The sequence below is a fragment of the Thioclava sp. JM3 genome (assembly GCF_002213185.1).
Taxonomy (GTDB): domain Bacteria; phylum Pseudomonadota; class Alphaproteobacteria; order Rhodobacterales; family Rhodobacteraceae; genus Thioclava; species Thioclava nitratireducens.
This window is the reverse complement of sequence record NZ_NBOB01000001.1, coordinates 343,966-364,406: the sequence shown is the minus strand read 5'-3', so window position 1 is coordinate 364,406 and position 20,441 is coordinate 343,966. Positions and strand designations below refer to the sequence as shown.

Below are 20,441 nucleotides of genomic sequence, written 5' to 3'. Positions count from 1 at the left end.
GGGACGAATTCGCCCAGACGCGACCCACGCGTCGGCCGGTCGCAGTCCCCCGGGGCGATCGGCCCGGGGCCCGCTTGGAAAGCAAGCCCGCCGGCCCTTCCGCGCGGCGCGAGACGCCGCTCAGGTGGCGCGGCGGAAAGCGATCGGGGTACTGCCGGTGCCGGCCTGAAAGGCGCGGGAGAAATATCCGGCGCTGCGATATCCCAGAAGCTGCGCGATCTCCTTGATCGGAACGGGGGTATCGCGCAGCAAGCGGCGGGCTTCGTAAAGGCGCCGCTCCTGCATCAGTTCCAGAGCCGATTTCCCGCAGGCGTCGCGACAGGCGCGCGACAGATGGGTCGGTGTTACGCCCAGTTCGCGCGCGATATCCGCGACCGGCGTTCCCGCGCGATACTCGCGCTCGACCAGAACGGCGTAGCGCGTAACCAGACGGCGCGCTGCGCTCGGGCGGATCGCCTCGCTCGCATTGCTCGCGATCTGTCGCTCGAGCCAAACGCTGAGCAGGCCCAGATGGCTGCGCAGTGCCCGGTCGGCGGCGGGACGCGTGCTCTCGTTCTCGCGCTGGATCGCTTCCAAGATCGAGCCGATTTCGCCCTGTGCGATCGCCTCCCGGATGCGCAGGTGATGGGCGGCGGGCGGCAAGACGATGTCGCTGTCGCGCCCGAAGAACAGCGCCTGACCGTGGGTCTGGTTGGAAATCTCGAAGCCGTGCATCACGCCCGGCGGGATGAAAATCGCGTTATTTGGCCCATAGCCGCGCGTCACGCCCGCCAGCGTGATCCGGCCCTGCCCTCGAGAGAACCACAGAAGGCAAGGTTCGGAATGGGCGCGCATTGCCTCGACCCGCCAACGCCCGCCCTTGGCCAGATGGGCGATCTGCACCAGCCGTGGCTCCCGCGGAACGGTGGGCAGTTCCGAAGGCTGGCCGACGTCGCCGCGCGTCGGGCCGGACATGGACTGCGACCCGGGCCTTACGGTCTTGGCCTGCGACAGCTGCGACAGGGGCGGAGTGGAAAAGAGCTTCACGATGCGTTGATCCCAAGCGATGACGGCGGGAGGATAGCCCGCAACCTGCTTAGCGACCAAGGAATTTTCCACAGAAGCGCGGACGCGCAGTTGCCATTGGGTCACAGTCTACGTGATCTTGTGCCACGCCTTCATACGGCTACGAAACCATGTGCGTTGCCGCTTGGCATATTGGCGACTTGCAGCCTGCGCGCGTTTGCGCGCCTCACTCAGATCGAGTTGGCCATGCAAATGCGCGATCAATTCCGGCGCTCCGATCGCCTTCGCCCAAAGCGCATCCGGATCCCAGATCGGCTCCACCCTGCGAACCTCGTCGAGCGCGCCTTGTTCAAGCATCAGATCGAACCGGCGATCGATGCGTTCGGCCAGCCAGTCGCGCTCCGGATCGAGGTGGAGGGGCGCCGCAGTCTCGAGCGGCAGAAGCGGCGGCGGGGTGCGGGCCTGCCACACGGCGAGGCCTTCGCCGGTGGCGCGCAACACCTCCCACGCGCGCTGGACGCGCATCGGGTTCTGCGGATCGATCTTCGCGCGGGTCGTCGCGTCGAGCTCGCCCAGCATCCCCGCATGGCCTTCCGAGAGCCGCCGATGATCGGCCTCGGCGCGAATTTCCGGTGGCGTTTCAGGGATCTCCGCCAATCCCTGCGTCAGCGCCGTGAAATAGAGCCCGGTGCCGCCAACGACGATCGGGCGCGGCCCGCCTGCGTGAAATGCCTCCAGATGCGGCGTGACATCGCGCAGCCAATGGCCGACGGAATAGTCCGCGCCGGGATCGAGATGCCCGTAGAGGGCATGCGGCGCGCGGGCCTCTTCCTCGGGCGAGGGTCGCGCGCTCAGCACCCGCCAGCAGGACCAGACCTGAAGCGCATCGGCATTAATCACGATGCCGCCCGCGGCTTCGGCGATCGACAGTGCCAGCGCCGATTTTCCGCTCGCCGTGGCGCCCGCGATCAGCACGGGCGTTCGCGGCGATATATCGGGCAGGGCAGGCGGCATCGGCGGCTCTTGCAGGCTTTCTGTCGGGCTCGGGGAACAACGCTTCTGCAAGAGGTTGAACCCCGGCTCTATTTGGATCATTTTGCGCGCCAATGACAACAGCCCATCGGAGGATCAGATGAGCGCCGAGACGCATCCCGCGGCCAAATACAATCGCGTGCTACTGAAAATCTCGGGCGAGGCGCTGATGGGGGACCAGGGCTACGGCCTGCATCCGCCGACCGTGTCGCGTATAGCGCATGAAGTGAAGTCAGTTCGCGATCTCGGTGTCGAAATCTGCATGGTAATCGGCGGCGGCAACATTTTCCGCGGGCTTGCGGGCTCTGCTCAGGGGATGGAGCGCACGACGGCCGATTACATGGGGATGCTCGCGACCGTGATGAACGCGCTGGCGATGCAATCGGCGCTGGAAGGCCTGGGCGTCTTCACCCGCGTAATCTCGGCCATCCCGATGGATCAGGTCTGCGAGCCCTATATCCGCCGCCGCGCCGTACGCCACCTCGAGAAGAAGCGGGTCTGCATCTTCGCCGCCGGCACCGGCAACCCCTATTTCACCACCGACACGGCCGCGACGCTGCGCGCCAACGAGATGTCCTGCGAAGCGATCTTCAAGGGCACCAAGGTCGACGGGGTCTATGACAAGGACCCGAAGAAATTCGACGATGCGAAGCGGTACGATACCGTCAGCTATGACGAGGTTCTTCAGAAGAATCTCGGAGTGATGGATGCCTCGGCGATCGCGCTCGCACGCGACAACAACAAGCCGATCATCGTGTTCTCGCTTGACGAGCCGGGTGGCTTCCGCGGCATTCTGGCAGGCGAAGGCACCTACACCAAAGTGCAGGGCTGAGCGCCGCGCGACGATCACAAATGCTAGTTTTCGCCTGCGAGCTGCGCTAAAGCTCGGCCCGAGGCTCAACAAGAACGGGGAAATACCCAATGTCCGACGATTTCGAGATCGATACCGATGACCTGGCACGCCGTATGGATGGCGCTATGAGCTCGCTCAAGCATGAATTCGCGTCGCTGCGCACGGGCCGCGCCTCGGCTTCGATGGTGGAGCCGGTTCAGGTCGAAGCCTATGGCCAGATGACCCCGATCAACCAGGTCGGGACCGTCAACGTGCCCGAGCCGCGGATGGTCACGATCAACGTCTGGGACAAGGGCCTCGTCGGCAAGGTCGAGAAGGCGATCCGTGAATCGGGTCTGGGCATCAACCCGCAGACCAACGGGACGATCATCATGCTGCCGATCCCCGAGCTCAACGAGGAACGCCGCCGCGAACTGACCAAGGTCGCCGCCCAATATGCAGAGCACGCCCGGGTCGCGATCCGCAACGTACGTCGCGATGGCATGGACCAGATCAAGAAGGCCAAGGCCGACGGCATGTCCGAAGATGACGTGAAGCTCTGGGAGAGCGAAGTCCAGGAAATGACCGACGCGCATATCGCCAAGGTCGACAAGGCGCTGGAAGACAAGCAAGCCGAGATCATGCAGGTCTGAGGCCTCGGCCTCAGCCCCGCATTGCGTCCAGCGCGAGAAGGATCACATCGCCGATGGCCCCTAGCATTCCCGATATCGCCCAAACCCCGCAGGGGCATGACGGCGGCGCGCCTGCGCCGCTGCATGTCGCGATCATCATGGATGGCAATGGGCGGTGGGCCACCCAGCGGGGCTGGCCGCGTCTCGCCGGTCACCGCAAGGGGGCGGAGCAGATCAAGAAGGTCGTGCAGGCCGCGCCCGACCTCGGCATCCGCTACATGACGATCTACGCCTTCTCGACCGAGAACTGGAAGCGTTCGACGCAGGAAGTTCTTGGTCTGATGAAGATGTTCCGGCTGATGATCAAACGCGAGGCGGCGGAGCTGTCGCGTCAGGGCGTCGAGCTGCGCTTCATTGGGGACCGGACGCCGCTCGACCCGCTTCTGCGCGAGACGATGGACGCGATCGAGACCCGCACCAAGGGCAATTCGAAGCTGACGCTGGCGGTTGCGATCAATTACGGCGGGCGCGACGAGCTGAAGCGCGCCGCGCAATCCATCGCGCGTGACGTGGCCGCGGGCAAGATCGATGTCGATGCGGTCGACGAGGCCCTGATCTCGGCGCGGCTCGACAGCGCGGGGATGCCCGATCCCGATCTGGTGATCCGTAGCTCGGGCGAGACGCGGACCTCGAATTTCCTGCCGTGGCAGGCGGCCTATTCCGAATATGAATTCACGCCCACGCTCTGGCCCGATTTCACCCCGGCCGAGCTTGCGGACATCCTCGAGCGGTTCGCCGGGCGCGAGCGGCGCTTCGGCGGGGTCGCCTCGTGACCCGTCAGCCGCGGACCGGCAAATGGGGCGATCTCGTCCCGCGGCTCGCCTCCGGGCTTGCAATGGTCGCGATCGGGCTTGCCGCGATCTGGTGGGGCGGGCCGGTCTTCGCGGCGCTCTCGGTGCTCGTCACCGGGCTGATGGTCTGGGAGCTGACCGAGATGCTGCGCCCCGAACGCCCCGGCAAAGCCGTGGGTCTGGGGCTCGTGGCGGCGGCGACCCTGACCTTCGTCTTCGTGATCCACGAACCTTACGGGCTGATTTACCTGCTGATCGTACCGATCATGGCGGCGGTGATCTGCACCGGGCGGCGCCGGATCGGCGCGGCCTATGCGCTGGCGATCATGCTGACGGGATACGGGCTGGTGGCGCTGCGAGAAGGCGCGGGGCTGGGTGCGATCACATGGATCGTCGCGGTGGTCGTTGTCTCTGATATCATGGGATATTTCGTCGGCCGGACGGTCGGCGGACCGAAATTCTGGCCCAAGGTCAGCCCGAAGAAGACATGGTCGGGCACGATCGGCGGCTGGGTCGGCGCGGCGCTCGTGGGCTTCGTCTTTGCCCAGATGGGCGGCGGTCTCGCGATGATCTGGATCTCGCCGCTTCTGGCCTTCGCGGGCCAGCTGGGCGACATCGCCGAAAGCGCGATCAAGCGCGCGACCGGGGTGAAGGACAGCTCCTCTCTGATCCCGGGCCATGGCGGTGTGCTCGACCGGTTCGACGCGCTGACCGGGGCCGTCGTGTTCCTGATGCTGATCTCGCAGGTGACGACCCTGCCGCTGACGGAAGGCTGAACGATGCGGAAGGTTTCGGTCTTCGGGGCGACCGGCTCGATCGGGGAAAGCTGCTTTGATCTGCTGATGGCACAGGGCGGTGCGGAAGCCTACGACGTCGTGGCTCTCAGCGCGGGCCGCAATGTTGCGCGACTGGCCGAGCAGGCCGTGGCGCTGAAAGCCGATCTGGCCGTAACCGCATTCGACGATTGCCTGCCCGCCTTGCGCGATGCACTGGCCGGGACCGGGATCGAGGTGGCCGCCGGGCCGCAGGCTTTGATCGAGGCGGCCTATCGCCCCGCAGATTGGGTTCTGTCGGGGATCGTCGGCGCGGCGGGGCTCGCACCCGGCTTCGCGGCGCTCTCGCAAGGGGCGACGTTGGCGCTGGCGAACAAGGAGTCGCTGGTCACCGCCGGGCCGCTCCTGATGGCCGAGGCGCGCACCCACGGCGCGACGATCCTGCCGGTGGACAGTGAGCATTCGGCGATTTTCCAAGGGCTCGTGGGCGAGGATATCGCTGCGGTCGAAAGGGTTATCATCACCGCCTCGGGTGGCGCATTCCGCGACTGGCCGATGGAAAAGCTGGCCCATGCGACCGTGGCAGAGGCCTCGGCGCATCCGAATTGGGACATGGGGCAGCGGATCACGATCGACTCCGCGTCCATGTTCAACAAAGCCTTGGAAGTCATTGAGGCGAAAGAGTTCTTCGGTTTCGCGCCAGAGCAGATCGAAGTCCTCGTGCATCCTCAGAGCATCGTCCATTCGTTGGTCGGGTTCCACGATGGCGGGCTGATGGCGCATATGGGTGTGCCCGACATGCGCCATGCGATCGGCTATGCGCTCAACTGGCCCGCGCGAAAGCCGCTTCCGGTCGAGAAGCTCGATCTGGCGAAGATCGGACAGCTCGATTTCCGCACCCCCGATCTGCAGCGGTTTCCCGCGCTGCGATTGGCGCGCGAGGTGATGGAGACGGGCGGTCTGGCGGGCACCGTGTTCAACGCCGCCAAGGAGGTGGCGCTCGATCTGTTCATCGCGGGACGTATCGGATTTCTCGACATGGCGGCGCTGGTCGAGACCACCTTGGGCGAGATGTCGCGGGATCAGGGGCTTGGAATCGCGGCGAAAGACCTCGATATGGTTCTGAGCTGCGACGCCGAGGCGCGCGCGCGCGCAATGGCGATCTGTGAACACGGAAGGATCTGAGTTTTGGACCTGCTGCCCCAATTCGGAAATCTGCTCTATACCGTGGTGGCCTTCGTCGTCGCGCTCTCGATCATCGTCGCGGTGCATGAATACGGCCATTACATCATCGGACGGATTTCCGGCATCAAGGCAGAGGTCTTCTCGCTGGGCTTCGGGCCCAAGCTGATCAGCCGCGTCGACAAGCATGGCACGCGCTGGCAGATCGCGGCGGTGCCATTGGGCGGCTACGTCAAGTTTCTGGGCGATGCGAACGCGGCCTCGGCCGGGGTCGATGTCGAGGAGATGCAGCACCTGAGCCCCGAGGAACGCCGCCACACCATGCATGGCGCGCCTCTTTGGGCACGGGCTGCGACCGTGGCGGCAGGGCCCGTCTTCAACTTCATTCTGTCTATCCTCGTGATCGCGGGATTGAGCCTCTGGGCCGGAAAGGCGACCGAGACGCCCGCGATCCAGACTGTCGTGGCGCTGCCCGGTGGGTCAGGCGATCTGCAGCAGGGCGACGTGATCGACGCGGTGGCGGGCAAGCCGACGCCGGATTATCAAGCGCTCTCCGACGTGGTCGATCAACTGCCCGCAGGGCCGACGCTCGATTACACCGTAACCCGCGACGGCAGCAAAACCGACGCCACGGGACCGCAGCTTTTCCCGGCGCGATTTGCGGGCGTTCAACCCGGCTCGGCCGCCTATGATGCCGGGCTGCGGGCCGGCGACGTGATCACGGCGATCGACGGCAAGCCGGTCTATCGTTTCATCGATCTGCAGGATGCGGTGAAAGCGGGCGCGGGCAAGCCGGTCGCGCTCGATATCTGGCGGCCCGAGGGGGATGCGGGCAAGACGTTCTCCGTGACGCTCGAGCCGCGCCGCACCGATCTACCGGTGGGCGACGGGCAATTCGAGACCCGGTTCCTGATCGGCGCCACGGGCTCGTTCATGTTCGAGCCGGTAACCCAATCGGTCGGCCCTGTCGATGCGCTGGTGGGTGGCGTGACCCAGACCTGGGGCATCATCACGCAATCGGTCTCGGGCATTCAGGCGATGATCGCGCAGCGGATTTCGAGCTGTAATCTCACCGGCGCGCTGCGCATTGCCGAGACTTCGGCTGCGGCGGCGAAATCGGGGATGCTCGACTTCATCTGGTTCATCGCGGTGCTGTCGACGGCTGTGGGTTTCCTGAACCTCTTTCCGATCCCGGTGCTCGATGGCGGCCACCTGATGTTCCACCTCTACGAAGCGATCACGGGCAAGCCGCCCTCCGATCAGTTGATGAACGTCTTCATGTCGATCGGGCTGGCGCTGGTGCTGACGCTGATGGTCTTCGGGCTGTGGAACGATCTGACCTGCTGAGCGGGGACTGACTGAGCGGGGCCTGATGGGCGCGCGAGCGGGCGGTGCCGCGGTTTCGCCACATTTGCCTCGCAATGCCGACATGAAGGCCGGGTAGGGAACCTTTAGGCGCAACTCGCGCGAAGGAGGCCACCCATGTCCGAGATCATCGCGCATCACTATCGCGAACTCCGCCCCTTGGTGGATATCGTCGGCGACCGGCTGCTGTTCATCGCGGCGGTTCTGGTCGCGCTTCTCGGTGCGGCTCTGATCGGTGTTCAACTGATCGACATTCTCGGCGGCGACGCTTCGAGTTTCCAGCGCATCTGAGCCGGAGCCGACAGGGGCGCAACGCCCGCAAAATCCGTTCTTCCTTGATCCCGGGGCCGCCTTCGCGGCCCTTTCCTTCGTGGCAAGATGATCGCGGTCCACAAAATCTCGGGGCCGAGGGGCCATCCCAGCTTTGACATCGGTTACGCCCTTCGCTACCACCCTAACCAAAGGGAAAAGTGAACTTCCGGCGGGAGAGGGCGATGTCGATGAGCGTGCAAACTATGCTGAGACTCTGTGCGACGCGAAAGGCACTGCGGGCCAGCGTAGTATTTCCAGCAGTTGCAATGAGTTGCCTCGCGGTTCCCGTGATCGCTCAGGCGCAGCAATACAGCTTCTCGCAGGTGGTCATCACCGGTAACGAGCGCGTCGACGCGGCGACGATTCTGTCCTTCGCCAGAATCGCCCGCAATCAGCCCGTCACCGCCGCCGATCTGAACGCGGCTTACCAGCGCCTGACGAATTCCGGCCTGTTCGAGAACGTTGCGATCACGCCGCAGGGCAACACGCTCAAGATCGCTGTGACGGAATATCCTACGATCAGCGTGATCAATTTCGAAGGCAACAAGATCATCAAGGATGCGCAGCTCGCCGCGATCATTCAGGCGAAGCCGAACCGTGTCTACAATCCCGCCCAGATCGAAGCCGACGCCCAGCGTCTGGCGCGTGCCTATTCCGAGGATGGCCGCATGGCCGCGCGTGTCGTGCCGAAGGTCATTCGCCGCGACAACAATCGCGTCGACGTGGCCTTCGAGATCAAGGAAGGCAAAGTCACCTCGATCGAACGTGTGACTTTCACCGGCAACCGCTCCTTCTCGGATCGTCGTCTGCGTCAGGTGCTCGAGACGAAGCAGGCGGGGATTTTCCGCACCTTCGTGAAGAACGACACGTTCAACGCAAGCCGCATTCCGGTCGACCGTCAGAAGCTGATCGAGTTCTACCAGGCGCGCGGCTACAAGAACGTGCAGGTCACCGGCGTGTCCTCGCAGATGTCGCGTCAGCGCGATGCGTTCTTCATGACCTTCAACATTATCGAAGGTCAGAAATACCACTTCAACGCGATCAACACGAGCTCCGAGATCGATGGGCTTGCGCCTGACGAGTTCGCGCCGCTGACCAAGATCCGCCAAGGTCAGACCTTCTCGCCAAAGGCGATCGAATTGGCCGTGACCCGGATGGAGCAGCTTGCGATCAAGAAGGGCGTGCAATTTGTCCGCGTCGATCCCCGCATCACCGAAGACCCGCGCACGCAGTCGGTCAATGTCGATTTCGTTCTGGTCCGTGGCCCGCGCGTCTTCGTGCAGCGCATCGACATCGAAGGCAACACGGCGACGCTCGACCGGGTGATCCGGCGCGAATTCCGCACCGTCGAAGGCGACCCCTACAACCCGCGCGAGATCTCGAACGCGGCTGACCGGATCCGTGGCACCGGCTATTTCAAGTCGGTCGACGTGAACACCAAGCCGGGCAGCAACTCCGATCAGGTCGTGGTCGACGTGAACGTCGAGGAGCAACCCACCGGCTCGCTCGGTTTCGGCGCGTCCTATTCCAAGACCGACGGGATCGGCTTCAACGCCTCGCTGGAAGAGAAGAACTTCCTCGGCCGCGGGCAATATCTCGGCCTGTCGCTCGGAACGACCAAGGACAACAACAGCTCGAGCATCCGCTTCGTCGAGCCGGCTTTCCTCGGCCGTGACGTGGCGCTGAAATTCTCGGCGATCTATGCGACGTCCAGCTCGGCCACGAACACCAATTACGACACGCGCCGTATCAGCATCGAACCGGCGCTGGAATTCCCGGTCTCCGAGCGCGGCCGGCTGCAGGTGAGCTACAAGATCGGCGAAGACACGCTGAACAACGTGCCGACCGACTCCTCAGAAATCCTGCAGCGTGAAGAGACCAACCAGGGCTCGCAGCGGTACAGCGGCCCGGGCCTTCGCTACAGCTATGACACCTCGCGCGAACAGATCGACCCGCGCTTCACCTGGCGCTTCAACGTCGACCAGCAGTTCTGGGGCCTGGGCGGTGACGTGAAAGGTGGCCAGACCACCGCGAAGATCGTCGGCGAGCGCAAGATCTTCAACGAGGAAGCGACGCTGCGCGCCTCGCTCGAAGGCGGCGCGGTCGATGCCACGGATGGTTCGACGATCCTGCAACGCTTCTCGGGTAGCCAGATCCGCGGCTTCGAGAGCTACGGTATCGGTCCGCGTGATCTCAATGCAGCGAACAGAGACGCGCTCGGCGGCAACTACTACTGGGTCGGCAAGGTCGAAGCGGAGTTCCCGATCGGTCTGCCCGAGGAATACGGCATCACCGGCGGCGTGTTCTGGGATGTTGGCTCCGTCTGGGGTCTGGATGACACCAACGGCACTGGCGGTAACGAGGTCGACGACTCGATGCATGTCCGTTCCGCGGTCGGCGTATCGCTGTTCTGGAAATCGGCGATCGGTCCGCTGCGTCTGAACTTCTCGCGCGCGATCAAGAAAGAAAGCTACGACAAGACGCAGAACTTCGATCTGTCTCTTTCCACGCAGTTCTAAGGGCGCGCGATGCGTCTGAGCCGTATCTCCGTCACCCTTATCGCAGCCGCGCTGGCCTTCGGGCCCGGCGCGGCTGTCGCGCAATCGGCAGGTCAGCCTCCCGACGCGCAGGCCTTGGGGCCACGCGCACAACAGAGCGCGGTTCTGACCCTCGATTGGGAGAAGCTTTACGACAACTCGCTGTGGGGCAAGCGAGTGCAATCCGAGATTCAGGCCGCCTCAAGCGCGCTACGCAAGGAAAACGACCGGATCGCGAGTCAGCTCGAGGCGGAGGAGCGAAAGCTCACCGAGGAGCGGCTGACGATGCCTTCGGACGCGTTCCAGAAAGCCGCCGATGCGTTCGACAAGCGGGCAACCGATATTCGTCAGGCCCAGAAGGCCAAGGCCGATGCGATCCAGCGCCAGCTCAATCAGGAGCACCAGACCTTCGTCCAAACGGTGGTGCCGTTGCTCGACGAGGTACTGCGGGCGCGCGGTGCGGTCGTGGTGCTCGATTCCCGCGCGATCATCCGCGGGCTCGCGCAGGCCGACGTGACGCAGGAACTCGGCGCGCGGGTCGATAAGGAAATCGGCGACGGGGCCGGGCGCGTGACACCGCTGGTCCCGCCCGCCTCCAATGACAGCGCGGGTGCGGCGACCGATACGCCCGCGCCTTCGGATCAGGCGGCGCCTTCCCAGCCCGCTCCGGATCAACCTGCGAATGGCGCGACGACGGATTCGAGTGGCGAGGCAGGCGTTTTCGTGGATACGACGCCGAACACGAAGCCCAAGGGCAACGGCAATTCCACGCTGGACGGGGCGACCCGCGATGCGCCCGGATTGCCGCTCGGTCTGCCGGTGGTAGATGGTACTCAGGCCACTCCGACGGACACCAAGCCGGGGCAATAGCAGGCGCGCGCTGCTTGCCAAGCGAGGCCGCGATTGCTAGCAACAAGCCAAAAGCGACGATTGCGTGATGCGGCGCCCTAATGCGGCCGCAGGCGCAATTTGCCCGAGAACGAGGACAGCTCATGACCGAACCCGCCCCCTATACCGAAGCCGATCTGTCGCTCATCAAGCGCATCATTCCGCATCGTTATCCGTTCCTGCTTATCGACAAGGTGCGTGACATCGTTCCGAACAAGGGCGCGGTCGGAATCAAGAACGTCACCGCGAACGAGCCGCATTTCCAGGGCCACTTCCCGGAAGAGCCGATCATGCCCGGTGTCACCATCGTCGAGGCGATGGCGCAGACCTCGGCGGTCGTCGTGGGGATTTCGCTCGACGTGATCGACAAGCCGCTGCTGACCTATTTCATGGGTATCGACAAGTGCAAGTTCCGTCGCAAGGTGGTTCCGGGCGACGTGCTGGAGCTGCATGTCTCCGTGAAGCGTGGCGGCGGCAAGATCTGGAAATTCGAGGGCCGGGGTACGGTGAATGGCGAACTGGCCGCCGAAGCCGAGTTCACCGCGATGATGGACCTTCAGGGCTGAATGCATGAGCATTGACCCAAGCGCGCAGATTCACGCCTCCGCGGTGGTCGAGCCCGGGGCGGTGATCGGTCCGGACTGCCGGATCGGTCCGTTCTGCGTGGTCGGCCCCGAGGTCGTGCTCGGCCGCGGCGTGTCGTTGCAAAGCCATGTCGTCGTGCAAGGCGCGACCGTGATCGGCGACGAGACGGAGGTGTTTCCTTTCGCCTCGCTCGGGCAGATCCCGCAGGATCTGAAATTCAACGGCGAGAAGACGCGGCTGAAGATCGGCAAGCGCAACCGCATCCGCGAATACGTGACGATGAACACCGGCACGGAGGGCGGCGGCGGGCTGACCGAGATCGGCGATGACGGGCTCTTCATGTCGTCGTGCCACGTCGCGCATGACTGCAAGCTGGGCGATCGGGTCATTCTGGTGAATTCGGTCGCGGTGGCGGGGCATTGCGTGCTGGGCGATGACGTGATCGTCGGGGGCCTCTCGGGCGTGCACCAGTTCGTCCGCATCGGGCGCGGCGCAATCATCGGCGCGCTGTCGATGGTGACGGCGGATGTTATCCCGCACGCGCTGGTCGCAGGACCGCGCGCCGGGCTCGAAGGGCTGAACCTCGTGGGACTGAAGCGTCGTGGAACCCCGCGCGAGGAAATCTCGGCATTGCGCAAGACCGTCGAGGCGCTCGGTCAGGGCAGCTTCCGCGAAAGCGCGCGAACCCTCTCCGAAGAGGGTGTCGAGGGCGAATTGGCACGCGAAGTGCTCGACTTCATCCTCGGCCCGTCCGAGCGCAGCTTCCTGACGCCCGGCAAATGAGCGGGGGCAAGCATACCGCGCTGATCGCCGGCTCTGGCCGTCTGCCCGCGATCGTGCAAGAAGCCGTGCCGGACATCCTCGTTTGCGAGATGATCGGCGCGCCCTGCGATCTGGACGGCGATCACCTGCGATTCCGGATCGAGCGGCTGGTGCCGTTTCTCGACGAACTGGCCGATCGCGGGATCGAGCGGGTGGTTTTCGCCGGCGCGATGCAGCGACCGGCGATCGACCCCGAGCAGTTCGATCCGCGCTCGGCGCAGCTGGTGCCGCGTCTCGCCATGGCGATGCAGGCGGGCGACGATGCGACGTTGCGGGCGGTGATCGAGGTCTTCGAGGAGTTCGATCTGGAGGTCGTCGGCGCGCATGAAATAGTGCCGGCATTGCTGCCCGAGGCGGGTGTGCTGTGCGGCAAACCGTCCGCCGTGGACGAAGACGACGCCGAGCGTGGCGCCGAAATCGTGGCCGCGCTTGGGGCTTCGGATATCGGTCAAGGGGCGGTCGTTGGGCGCGGGCTTTGCCTTGCCGTCGAGACACTGCCGGGCACCGATGCAATGCTCGATTTCGTGCGTCACCACAAAGGCTTGCGCGGCGATCTTAAAGCGGTGAAAGGAGTCTTCTACAAGGCGCCGAAGCCTGATCAGGACCGTCGCGCCGATCTGCCCGCCATTGGCGTGGAGACGGTGAAGAACGCCGCCGCTGCTGGCCTGTCCGGCATCGCCTTCGAGGCGGGCGGCGTGATGCTTCTCGACCGCGACGCGGTCATTGAGGCCGCCGAGGAAGCGGGCCTCTTTCTCTGGGCGCGGGCGTCATGAGGCTCTACGTCATCGCGGGCGAGGCTTCGGGCGACAAGCTCGGCGGCGCCCTGATGGCGGGGATTAACGAGCTTGTGCCGCAGGTCGAATGGTCCGGCATTGGCGGCGAGGAAATGGGCGCGCAGGGCCTGACCAGCCTCTTCCCGATGGAAGAGCTTTCGGTCATGGGGCTGATGGAAGTTCTGCCGAAATACCGCCATCTGAAACGTCGCATCGCCGAGACCGCGGATCATGTGATCGATAGCGGCGCCGAAGCGCTGATCACCATCGACAGTCCCGATTTCTGCCTTCGCGTCGCGCGGCTGGTGAAGGAAAAACGCCCTGATCTCAAGGTGGTCCACTATGTCGCGCCCTCGGTCTGGGCGTGGCGTCCGGGGCGCGCGGCGAAGATGGCGCGGGTGGTCGATCATGTGCTCGCGCTGCTGCCTTTCGAGCCGCCCTATATGGAAGCCGCCGGGATGAGTTGCGATTTCGTGGGCCATCCCGTCGTCGCCGAACCGCGTGCGACCGGTGCGGACGCGGCGGCCTTCCGCGAGACCCATATGATCGGCGAGGATCAACCGCTGGCGCTGTGTCTGCCGGGCTCGCGGCGCGGCGAGGTAAAGCGGCTCGGGGCACGGTTCGACGAGGCGCTGATGCAGCTGCGCGACCGCGAGCCGGGGCTGCGCGTCGTGCTGCCGACGGTGCGGGGCGTGGCGCCGATGGTGCGCGAGATGACGGCGCGCTGGCCGGTCGCGCCGATCGTGGTCGAGAATGCCGATGACAAGCGCGCGGCTTTCGCCGCCGCCGATATCGCGCTAGCGGCCTCGGGGACTGTCAGCCTGGAGCTGGCGGCGAACCGGGTGCCAATGGTCATCGCCTATGACGCGAATTTCCTGACTTGGCATATTATCTCGCGGATGCTCAAGATCGACACGGTGACGCTGGTCAATCTGGTCTCGGACACGCGGGTGATCCCGGAATTCCTCGGCCCAGAATGCAAGCCGCGCGAGATTTCGGCGAAGATGCTGGAGTTGCTGGAAGAAGACGCGGCGCGTGACGAGCAGATGGCCGCGATGGAAGAGGTGATGCGCCGTTTGGGCGAGGGCGGCGAACCGCCCGGCCTTCGTGCGGCGCGTTCGGTTCTGGAGTTTCTCGGGAGGGCGTGATGCGCGTCTTTTTGGTGATGACGCTGATATTTTGGGCGGGAAGCGCTTTGGCCGAACCCGATCCGGCGCCGCTTTTCACGCAATCCTGTGGGCGCTGTCATCGCGATGCGGAGCGATTGATGGCAAGGCTCGGCTGGGCGCTCGGTTCGAAGACGCCGGAGGAGCGGCGCGAATGGCTCGACGATTTCATCGTCTCGCATCATTCGCCCGATCCCGACAGCCGCGCGGCGATTGCCGCATGGCTGGCAGAGCTCGCCTCGTAAGACGACCCCTGCCGAGGGGCCTTAGCCCAGCACCGATTTCACGGCATCGGCGGTGACTTCGACGATCTTGTCGGCCTCCGCCTCGGTCAGGCACAGCGGCGGGGCGAGGCCAAGGATGTCGCCCTGCGGCATCGCGCGCCCGATCACGCCACGCTCGACCATCGCGCCTGCGATCTTCGCGCCGATCTTGTCGGAGGCGTCGAAGAAGGTGCGGTTGTCGCGATCCGAGACGAATTCCACCGCGCAGAGCATCCCTTCGCCGCGGATATCGCCGACATTCGCGTGCTCGCCGATGGCGGCGCGCATCTGGTCATTGAGGTATTTGCCGACTTTGCCCGCATTCTCGACCAGACCCAGCTTGTCGATCAGTTCGAGGTTCGCGACACCGGCCGCCGCCCCGATCGGGTGCGCCGAATAGGTCCAGCCGTGTCCGATCGGGCCGTTCTCGTCGGTGCCTTGCTCGAGTACTTTCCAGACCTTGTCGCTCACGATCGTGCCGGAGAGCGGCGCATAGGCCGAGGTCAGACCCTTGGCGATGGTGATCAGGTCGGGCTTCATGCCGTAGTGATCCGAGCCGAACATGCTCCCCAGACGTCCGAAGCCGGTCACGACCTCGTCTGCGATCAGCAGGATGTCGTATTTGTTCAGCACTTTCTGGATCGCCTCCCAGTAGCCTTTCGGCGGGGGCACGATGCCGCCCGTGCCCAGAACCGGCTCACCGATGAAGGCGGCGATGGTGTCGGGGCCTTCGCGTTCGATCAGCTGCTCCAGCTCCGTGGCGCAATAGGCGGTGAAGGCCTCTTCCGACATCGCCTCATCGGGGCGGCGGAAGAAATAGGGCGCCTCGGTGTGGACCACTTGGCTCAGCGGCAGGTCGAACTTCTTGTGGAACAGCTCCAGCCCCGTGAGCGAGCCGGTCATCAGCCCCGAGCCGTGATAGCCGCGCCAGCGCGAGATGATCTTCTTCTTCTCGGGGCGGTTCAGGATGTTGTTGTAATACCAGACCAGCTTGATGTTGGTCTCGTTCGCATCCGAGCCCGACAGGCCGAAATAGACCTTCGACATGTGATCGGGCGCACGGTCGAGGACCATATGCGCCAGCGTGATCGAGGCTTCCGTGCCGTGGCCGACATAGGCGTGGTAATAGGCCAGTTCCTTCGCCTGCTCGGCGATAGCCTCGGAGATTTCGGTGCGCCCGTAGCCCGCGTTCACACAGTAGAGGCCTGCGAAGGCGTCGAGCAGCTTGTTGCCGTCGCGATCCTCGATGAAGACGCCCTTGCCGCCGGTGACGATGCGGTTGGGGGACTCGCCGCGCGCGTGCTGGGCGAGATGGGTCGAGGGGTGGAAGAAGCTTTCGCGATCCCACTTGTCGAGTTGGTCATTGGTCAGCAATTTTCTCTCCTTCTTCTTGTCTTGGGGCGTCCGGGCGGGCGGGGCGATCAGCCCCAGTCGCGGCAGACGTATTTGATTTCCATGAACTCCTCCATTCCGCGGCGCGAGCCTTCGCGGCCGAGGCCGGACTGCTTCATGCCGCCGAACGGGATCGGCGCGCCGGTGACCTTGGTGCGGTTGACCGCGACCATGCCGAATTGCAGCGCGCGGGTGGCGCGGTAGATGCGTTTCGGGTTCTGGCTATGGACGTAAGCCACAAGCCCGTATTCGGTAGCGTTGGCGCGATCGAATACCTCTTCCTCGGTGTCGAAGACGGTGATCGGAGCGACCGGGCCGAAGGTTTCCTCCTGCATGATCTTCGCGCTGTCGGGCACATCCGTGAGAACGGTCGGCGCGAAGAACAGCGGGCCGCGGTCGAGCCGCTTGCCACCGCAGGCCAGTTTCGCGCCCTTGGCCAGCGCGTCGGCGACATGCTCTTCCTGCTTGGCGACGGCCTTTTCGTTCATCAGCGGTCCGATATCGGGGTCGTCCATGCCGATGCCCACGCTCAGCGCCTGTGTGGCCTCGGTGAACCGACGGCAGAACTCTTCATAGACGGGGCGCTCGACATAGATGCGGTTCGCGCCGAGGCAGTCCTGACCGGAGGTTGCGAATTTCGCCTTGATGACCTCTTCCACTGCCCGGTCCAGATCGGCACCCTTGAAGACGATGACCGGGGCGTGGCCGCCCAGTTCGAGGACCAGTCGCTTCACCGTCTGAGCCGATTGGCGATAGAGCAGGCGGCCTACTTCGGTCGAGCCGGTGAAGGACAGCGCGCGAACACGGGTGTCTTCTCCCCAAGGCTCGACGATCTCGGCGGCGTGGCCGGTAAGCACGTTGAACACGCCTGCGGGAAGTCCTGCGCGTTCGGCCAGCTCCGCCAGCGCCAGCGCGGAATAGGGCGTCTCGTGAGAGGGATGCGCGACTACGGTGCAGCCAGCCGCGATGGCGGCGGCGGCCTTGCGGGTGAGCATCGCGGCGGGGAAGTTCCAAGGCGTGACGAGGCCCACGACGCCCACGGGTTCGAGCCACAGCTCCACCTCTGCGTCATGCAGATGCGAGGTGACGCCCTCGATATTCGGGCGCTTGGCCTCTTCGGCGTAATATTCGATGAAGCTCGCCGCGTAGTCGATCTCTCCCATGGCTTCGCTCAGCGGTTTGCCCTGTTCGAGCACCATGATCCGCGCGAGGTCATCCTTGGCCTCGATGATCAGATCGAACCAGCGGCGCATAATCGCGGAGCGCTCCTGCGGGAGCGTCGTCGACCAATCGAGAAACGCGCGCTGTGCGGCATCGACGGCTTCTAGCGACTGGCTGCGGCTGAGTACGGTGATGTCGCCCAGCCGTTCCGAGTTGGCGGGGTTGGTGACGGGGATCACCTCGCCCGTCTCGCCGGCGACCCAGCGACCGTTCACATAGGCAAAGCTGCGCAGAAGGCGCTTGTCGGCGATATCGGGGCGGGCGGAAATGGCGGTATCGAGCATGAGAGACCTCCTTGGTTGAGATCACTCTGCGCCCGTTTTGACAGAGTAATAGTCCAAATGGGCTGCGCGGGCCCCGCATTTGGGCTGAAATACCGCCGACCGTCAGTCCATTTGGTCTGCGAAGAGGTCGAAGGGCGGCATGGCGGCGTTCTTCACCTCTTTCGTGACGATATAGGTGAAGTAGCGCGCGATCCCGATCCGCGCGTCAAGCATCGAGTCGATCAGCCGCTGATAGGCGTCGATGTCGCGGGTCACGATCTGCATCAGGTAGTCGAAGCCGCCGCCCAGAGCCCAGCAGCCCACGACCTCAGGGTGCTGATCGAGCGACCGCTCGAAGGTCTGGAAACTGGCGGCGGTGTGATCGGCCAGTTCGGCGGCCACGAACAGCGTCACATGCGGCCCGAGCTTCTTGAGGTTGAAGGTCGCGCGATAGCCAGCGATGAGGCCCGCCTTCTCCAGCTTTTTCAGCCGGTCCCATGCGGGCGTCGGCGAGAGGTTGATCTTCTCGGCCAGCGCCGCCTTGGTGATGCGGCCCTCGCGAGCCAGCACGCGCAGAATTTCGATATCGCGGGGGTCGAGCTTGATCATGGCGCCACGCTACACCGGCTCAACGCCTTGTGCATCCCCGATTTTCCGGCTGCTCTCTTGGGGGCTCACTCGGCCGCTTCGCGCGCCTCCTTCGACTGCGGAGCGTGGAAGCGTTCGCGCGAGGAGCCGTAGGGCTCGACCGTCCGGCGCTTGCGACGCAGCCCGTCGGCATCGCCCCGGCGCAAGCGCATGAAATAAAGCGCCGAGAGCGGTCCCGTCGCACCTGCGATGGCAAATCCCCAGAGGAAAGCGTGGATCGGGATCATCTCGGCCCCGGTGGTGGTTGCGGCCGCCCCGGCGGTCAGTTCCAGCACCACGCCCGCCAGCGCGATGCCAAGCGCGAGCGAGACCTGACGGCTCATCGCGGTGAAGGCGGTGGCGGGGCTCATCTCGCGCAGGTCGAGATCGGCAAACCCGATGGAGTTGATCGCGGTGAAGACCACCGATTGCGCGGCGCCACCGATCAGCAGAAGCGGGATCAACTGCCAGTCATGGATGCTGGTCACGGTGAGGAAGCCGAAGATCGTGGCGCCCCGTATGACGGCGGCCCAGATCATCACCCATTTGAAGCCGAACCGATCGAGGATGCGCGGCACGAATGTCCGCAGGCTGACCGCGCCCACCGCGTTCAGCCCGGTCAGTGCGCCGGAGACCATCACGGAAGCGCCGAGCCCCAGCTGGAAGAACAGCGGCAGCAGAAGCGAGATCGCCCCGTTCGACAGCCGGAAGATCAGCCCGCCGGTAATCGAAACGTCGAACGTCCTGTGCCGGAACAGCCGCAGATCGAGAAGCGGCTCGGACGTATTGCGCGCGCGCAGCCAGTAGAGGACCAGCAGGGCCACGCCCGCGACGCTGAGGGCGACTGCGGCCTGCCACGGCAGGATATGCTCGCCCAACGCGGAAAACCCTGTCATCACGGAGGCCAGACCTACGGCAGAGAGCACGAAGCCCGGAAAATCGAATGGTTTCGGCTCGGGCGGGCCGTCGGCGGGCATGTGGCGCAGCGTCAGCCAGATCGCCAGCGCGCCCAGTGGCAGGTTCATCAGGAAGATCGAGCGCCAGCCAAGGAAGGTCGTCACCGTCGCGCCCACGAAGGGGCCCAGCGCCGGGCCGATCAGCGCGGGCAGGGTGACATAGACCATCGCGCGGGTCATCTCCTCCTTGGAGGTGTGGCGCAGCACGATGAGCCGGCCCACCGGGCTCATCATTGCGGCCCCGATGCCCTGCAGCGCGCGGGCCAGCACGAGCCCCGTCACGCTCGTCTGGATCGCGCAGAGGAGCGAGGCCACGAGAAACACACCCATCGCGGCCAGAAACGTTCGTCGTGCGCCGATCCGATCCGCGATCCAGCCGGAAATCGGCACGAAGGCCGCGAGCGCGATCAGGTAGGTCGCCATCGCCATCTTGAGCGACAGCACCGGCACCGAGAGGTCCCGCGCGATCACCGGGATCGCAGTGGCCAGCACGGTCGCGTCGATCAGCTCCATCAGGAGCGACAGCGCCACCGTCAGCGGAATGATATTTTCGCGAAGCCTGCTCAGCATGACCGGGCATAGCTAGCACTTTGCCGCGCGGTGTCACCCCGCCGGGCGCGCGCAGAGCGCCGTGCTTTATCGCGCAGGTGAGATCGGTAAAGAAAAACCCCGCCCGAGAACGGGCGGGGAGTTGGGAGTGATGGGGCCTGCTTCCGGGCAGGAGAGACGAGAGAACCCGGAAGCAGGTCGTCGCGGAAACCCGGGCAGGGAGGGGGAGAGAGAGAAACCCGGTCTTTCCGAATGTCGCGAGGCATCTGCGCTCGACGGCGATGTCCGGGGGGTGGCGTATCCCGGCCTGCCATCTTGCCTATGCCCTTGCGTCTCGAGATGTGCAGGGAGAACCGATGCAGCAATGCCGCAGTTCCGATATTTCATTTGCCTCCCGTTCATGTGAGATCGCGCC

Annotated in this window: 20 protein-coding genes; 14 read left to right on the top strand and 6 right to left on the bottom strand. The window is 64.8% G+C overall.

Annotated features, from left to right (window positions below; translation table 11 throughout):
• Positions 1-120 precede the first annotated feature (120 nt).
• On the bottom strand, positions 121-954 hold the full coding sequence (locus B6V73_RS01705) for an AraC family transcriptional regulator (protein ID WP_077701379.1): 834 nt from the start codon (positions 952-954) through the stop codon (positions 121-123).
• A gap of 180 nt (positions 955-1,134) precedes the next feature.
• Complete coding sequence (gene miaA, locus B6V73_RS01700) at positions 1,135-2,019, bottom strand: tRNA (adenosine(37)-N6)-dimethylallyltransferase MiaA (protein ID WP_088724348.1); 885 nt, start codon at positions 2,017-2,019, stop codon at positions 1,135-1,137.
• A 118-nt stretch (positions 2,020-2,137) separates the two neighbouring features.
• Between miaA and pyrH the strand changes: the two genes are divergently transcribed.
• From pyrH to B6V73_RS01635, 14 genes are all read left to right on the top strand, one after another.
• Positions 2,138-2,869, top strand: a complete 732-nt coding sequence (gene pyrH / locus B6V73_RS01695; protein ID WP_075774894.1) for a UMP kinase — start codon at positions 2,138-2,140, stop codon at positions 2,867-2,869.
• An 89-nt stretch (positions 2,870-2,958) separates the two neighbouring features.
• Positions 2,959-3,522, top strand: coding sequence for a ribosome recycling factor (gene frr, locus B6V73_RS01690; protein ID WP_075774893.1), 564 nt, complete (start codon positions 2,959-2,961; stop codon positions 3,520-3,522).
• Between the two features lie 53 nt (positions 3,523-3,575).
• On the top strand, positions 3,576-4,334 hold the full coding sequence (uppS, locus tag B6V73_RS01685) for a polyprenyl diphosphate synthase (protein WP_088718561.1): 759 nt from the start codon (positions 3,576-3,578) through the stop codon (positions 4,332-4,334).
• Positions 4,331-5,128 carry a phosphatidate cytidylyltransferase gene (locus B6V73_RS01680; protein WP_075774892.1) on the top strand — a complete coding sequence of 266 codons (798 nt, stop codon included), beginning with the start codon at positions 4,331-4,333 and terminating at the stop codon, positions 5,126-5,128. The genes uppS and B6V73_RS01680 overlap by 4 nt, the downstream gene beginning before the upstream one ends.
• 3 nt (positions 5,129-5,131) lie before the next feature.
• Entirely contained in the window at positions 5,132-6,310 is a 1,179-nt protein-coding gene (gene dxr, locus B6V73_RS01675) for a 1-deoxy-D-xylulose-5-phosphate reductoisomerase (protein ID WP_240496889.1), read from the top strand.
• A 3-nt stretch (positions 6,311-6,313) separates the two neighbouring features.
• Entirely contained in the window at positions 6,314-7,654 is a 1,341-nt protein-coding gene (gene rseP / locus B6V73_RS01670; protein WP_233243035.1) for an RIP metalloprotease RseP, read from the top strand.
• 135 nt (positions 7,655-7,789) lie between these two features.
• On the top strand, positions 7,790-7,963 hold the full coding sequence (locus B6V73_RS20650; protein WP_157771582.1) for a hypothetical protein: 174 nt from the start codon (positions 7,790-7,792) through the stop codon (positions 7,961-7,963).
• 287 nt (positions 7,964-8,250) lie between these two features.
• Positions 8,251-10,503 carry an outer membrane protein assembly factor BamA gene (gene bamA / locus B6V73_RS01665; RefSeq protein WP_088724347.1) on the top strand — a complete coding sequence of 751 codons (2,253 nt, stop codon included), beginning with the start codon at positions 8,251-8,253 and terminating at the stop codon, positions 10,501-10,503.
• Between the two features lie 9 nt (positions 10,504-10,512).
• Positions 10,513-11,391 (top strand): OmpH family outer membrane protein, encoded by an 879-nt coding sequence (locus tag B6V73_RS01660; protein WP_088724346.1) that lies wholly within the window; start codon positions 10,513-10,515, stop codon positions 11,389-11,391.
• Between the two features lie 122 nt (positions 11,392-11,513).
• A complete protein-coding gene (gene fabZ / locus B6V73_RS01655) occupies positions 11,514-11,975 on the top strand; it encodes a 3-hydroxyacyl-ACP dehydratase FabZ (protein ID WP_075774887.1) in 462 nt (153 codons plus the stop codon).
• A gap of 4 nt (positions 11,976-11,979) precedes the next feature.
• Positions 11,980-12,777, top strand: a complete 798-nt coding sequence (gene lpxA / locus B6V73_RS01650) for an acyl-ACP--UDP-N-acetylglucosamine O-acyltransferase (RefSeq protein WP_088724345.1) — start codon at positions 11,980-11,982, stop codon at positions 12,775-12,777.
• On the top strand, positions 12,774-13,589 hold the full coding sequence (lpxI, locus tag B6V73_RS01645; protein WP_088724344.1) for a UDP-2,3-diacylglucosamine diphosphatase LpxI: 816 nt from the start codon (positions 12,774-12,776) through the stop codon (positions 13,587-13,589). Before lpxA ends, lpxI begins: the two co-directional genes overlap by 4 nt.
• Complete coding sequence (gene lpxB, locus B6V73_RS01640; protein WP_088724343.1) at positions 13,586-14,737, top strand: lipid-A-disaccharide synthase; 1,152 nt, start codon at positions 13,586-13,588, stop codon at positions 14,735-14,737. Before lpxI ends, lpxB begins: the two co-directional genes overlap by 4 nt.
• Positions 14,737-15,000 (top strand): hypothetical protein, encoded by a 264-nt coding sequence (locus tag B6V73_RS01635; RefSeq protein ID WP_088724342.1) that lies wholly within the window; start codon positions 14,737-14,739, stop codon positions 14,998-15,000. Before lpxB ends, B6V73_RS01635 begins: the two co-directional genes overlap by 1 nt.
• Before the next feature lie 21 nt (positions 15,001-15,021).
• Here the strand turns inward: B6V73_RS01635 and B6V73_RS01630 are convergent, their stop codons facing one another.
• From B6V73_RS01630 to B6V73_RS01615, 4 genes are all read right to left on the bottom strand, one after another.
• On the bottom strand, positions 15,022-16,392 hold the full coding sequence (locus B6V73_RS01630; RefSeq protein ID WP_088724341.1) for an aspartate aminotransferase family protein: 1,371 nt from the start codon (positions 16,390-16,392) through the stop codon (positions 15,022-15,024).
• A 47-nt stretch (positions 16,393-16,439) separates the two neighbouring features.
• The gene (locus tag B6V73_RS01625) at positions 16,440-17,915 is read right to left on the bottom strand and encodes an NAD-dependent succinate-semialdehyde dehydrogenase (protein WP_088724340.1); all 1,476 of its coding nucleotides are present in this window, start codon (positions 17,913-17,915) and stop codon (positions 16,440-16,442) included.
• A gap of 102 nt (positions 17,916-18,017) precedes the next feature.
• Positions 18,018-18,500, bottom strand: coding sequence for an Lrp/AsnC family transcriptional regulator (locus B6V73_RS01620; protein WP_075775114.1), 483 nt, complete (start codon positions 18,498-18,500; stop codon positions 18,018-18,020).
• 68 nt (positions 18,501-18,568) lie between these two features.
• Positions 18,569-20,047 carry an MFS transporter gene (locus B6V73_RS01615; protein WP_088724339.1) on the bottom strand — a complete coding sequence of 493 codons (1,479 nt, stop codon included), beginning with the start codon at positions 20,045-20,047 and terminating at the stop codon, positions 18,569-18,571.
• Positions 20,048-20,441: the final 394 nt, after the last annotated feature.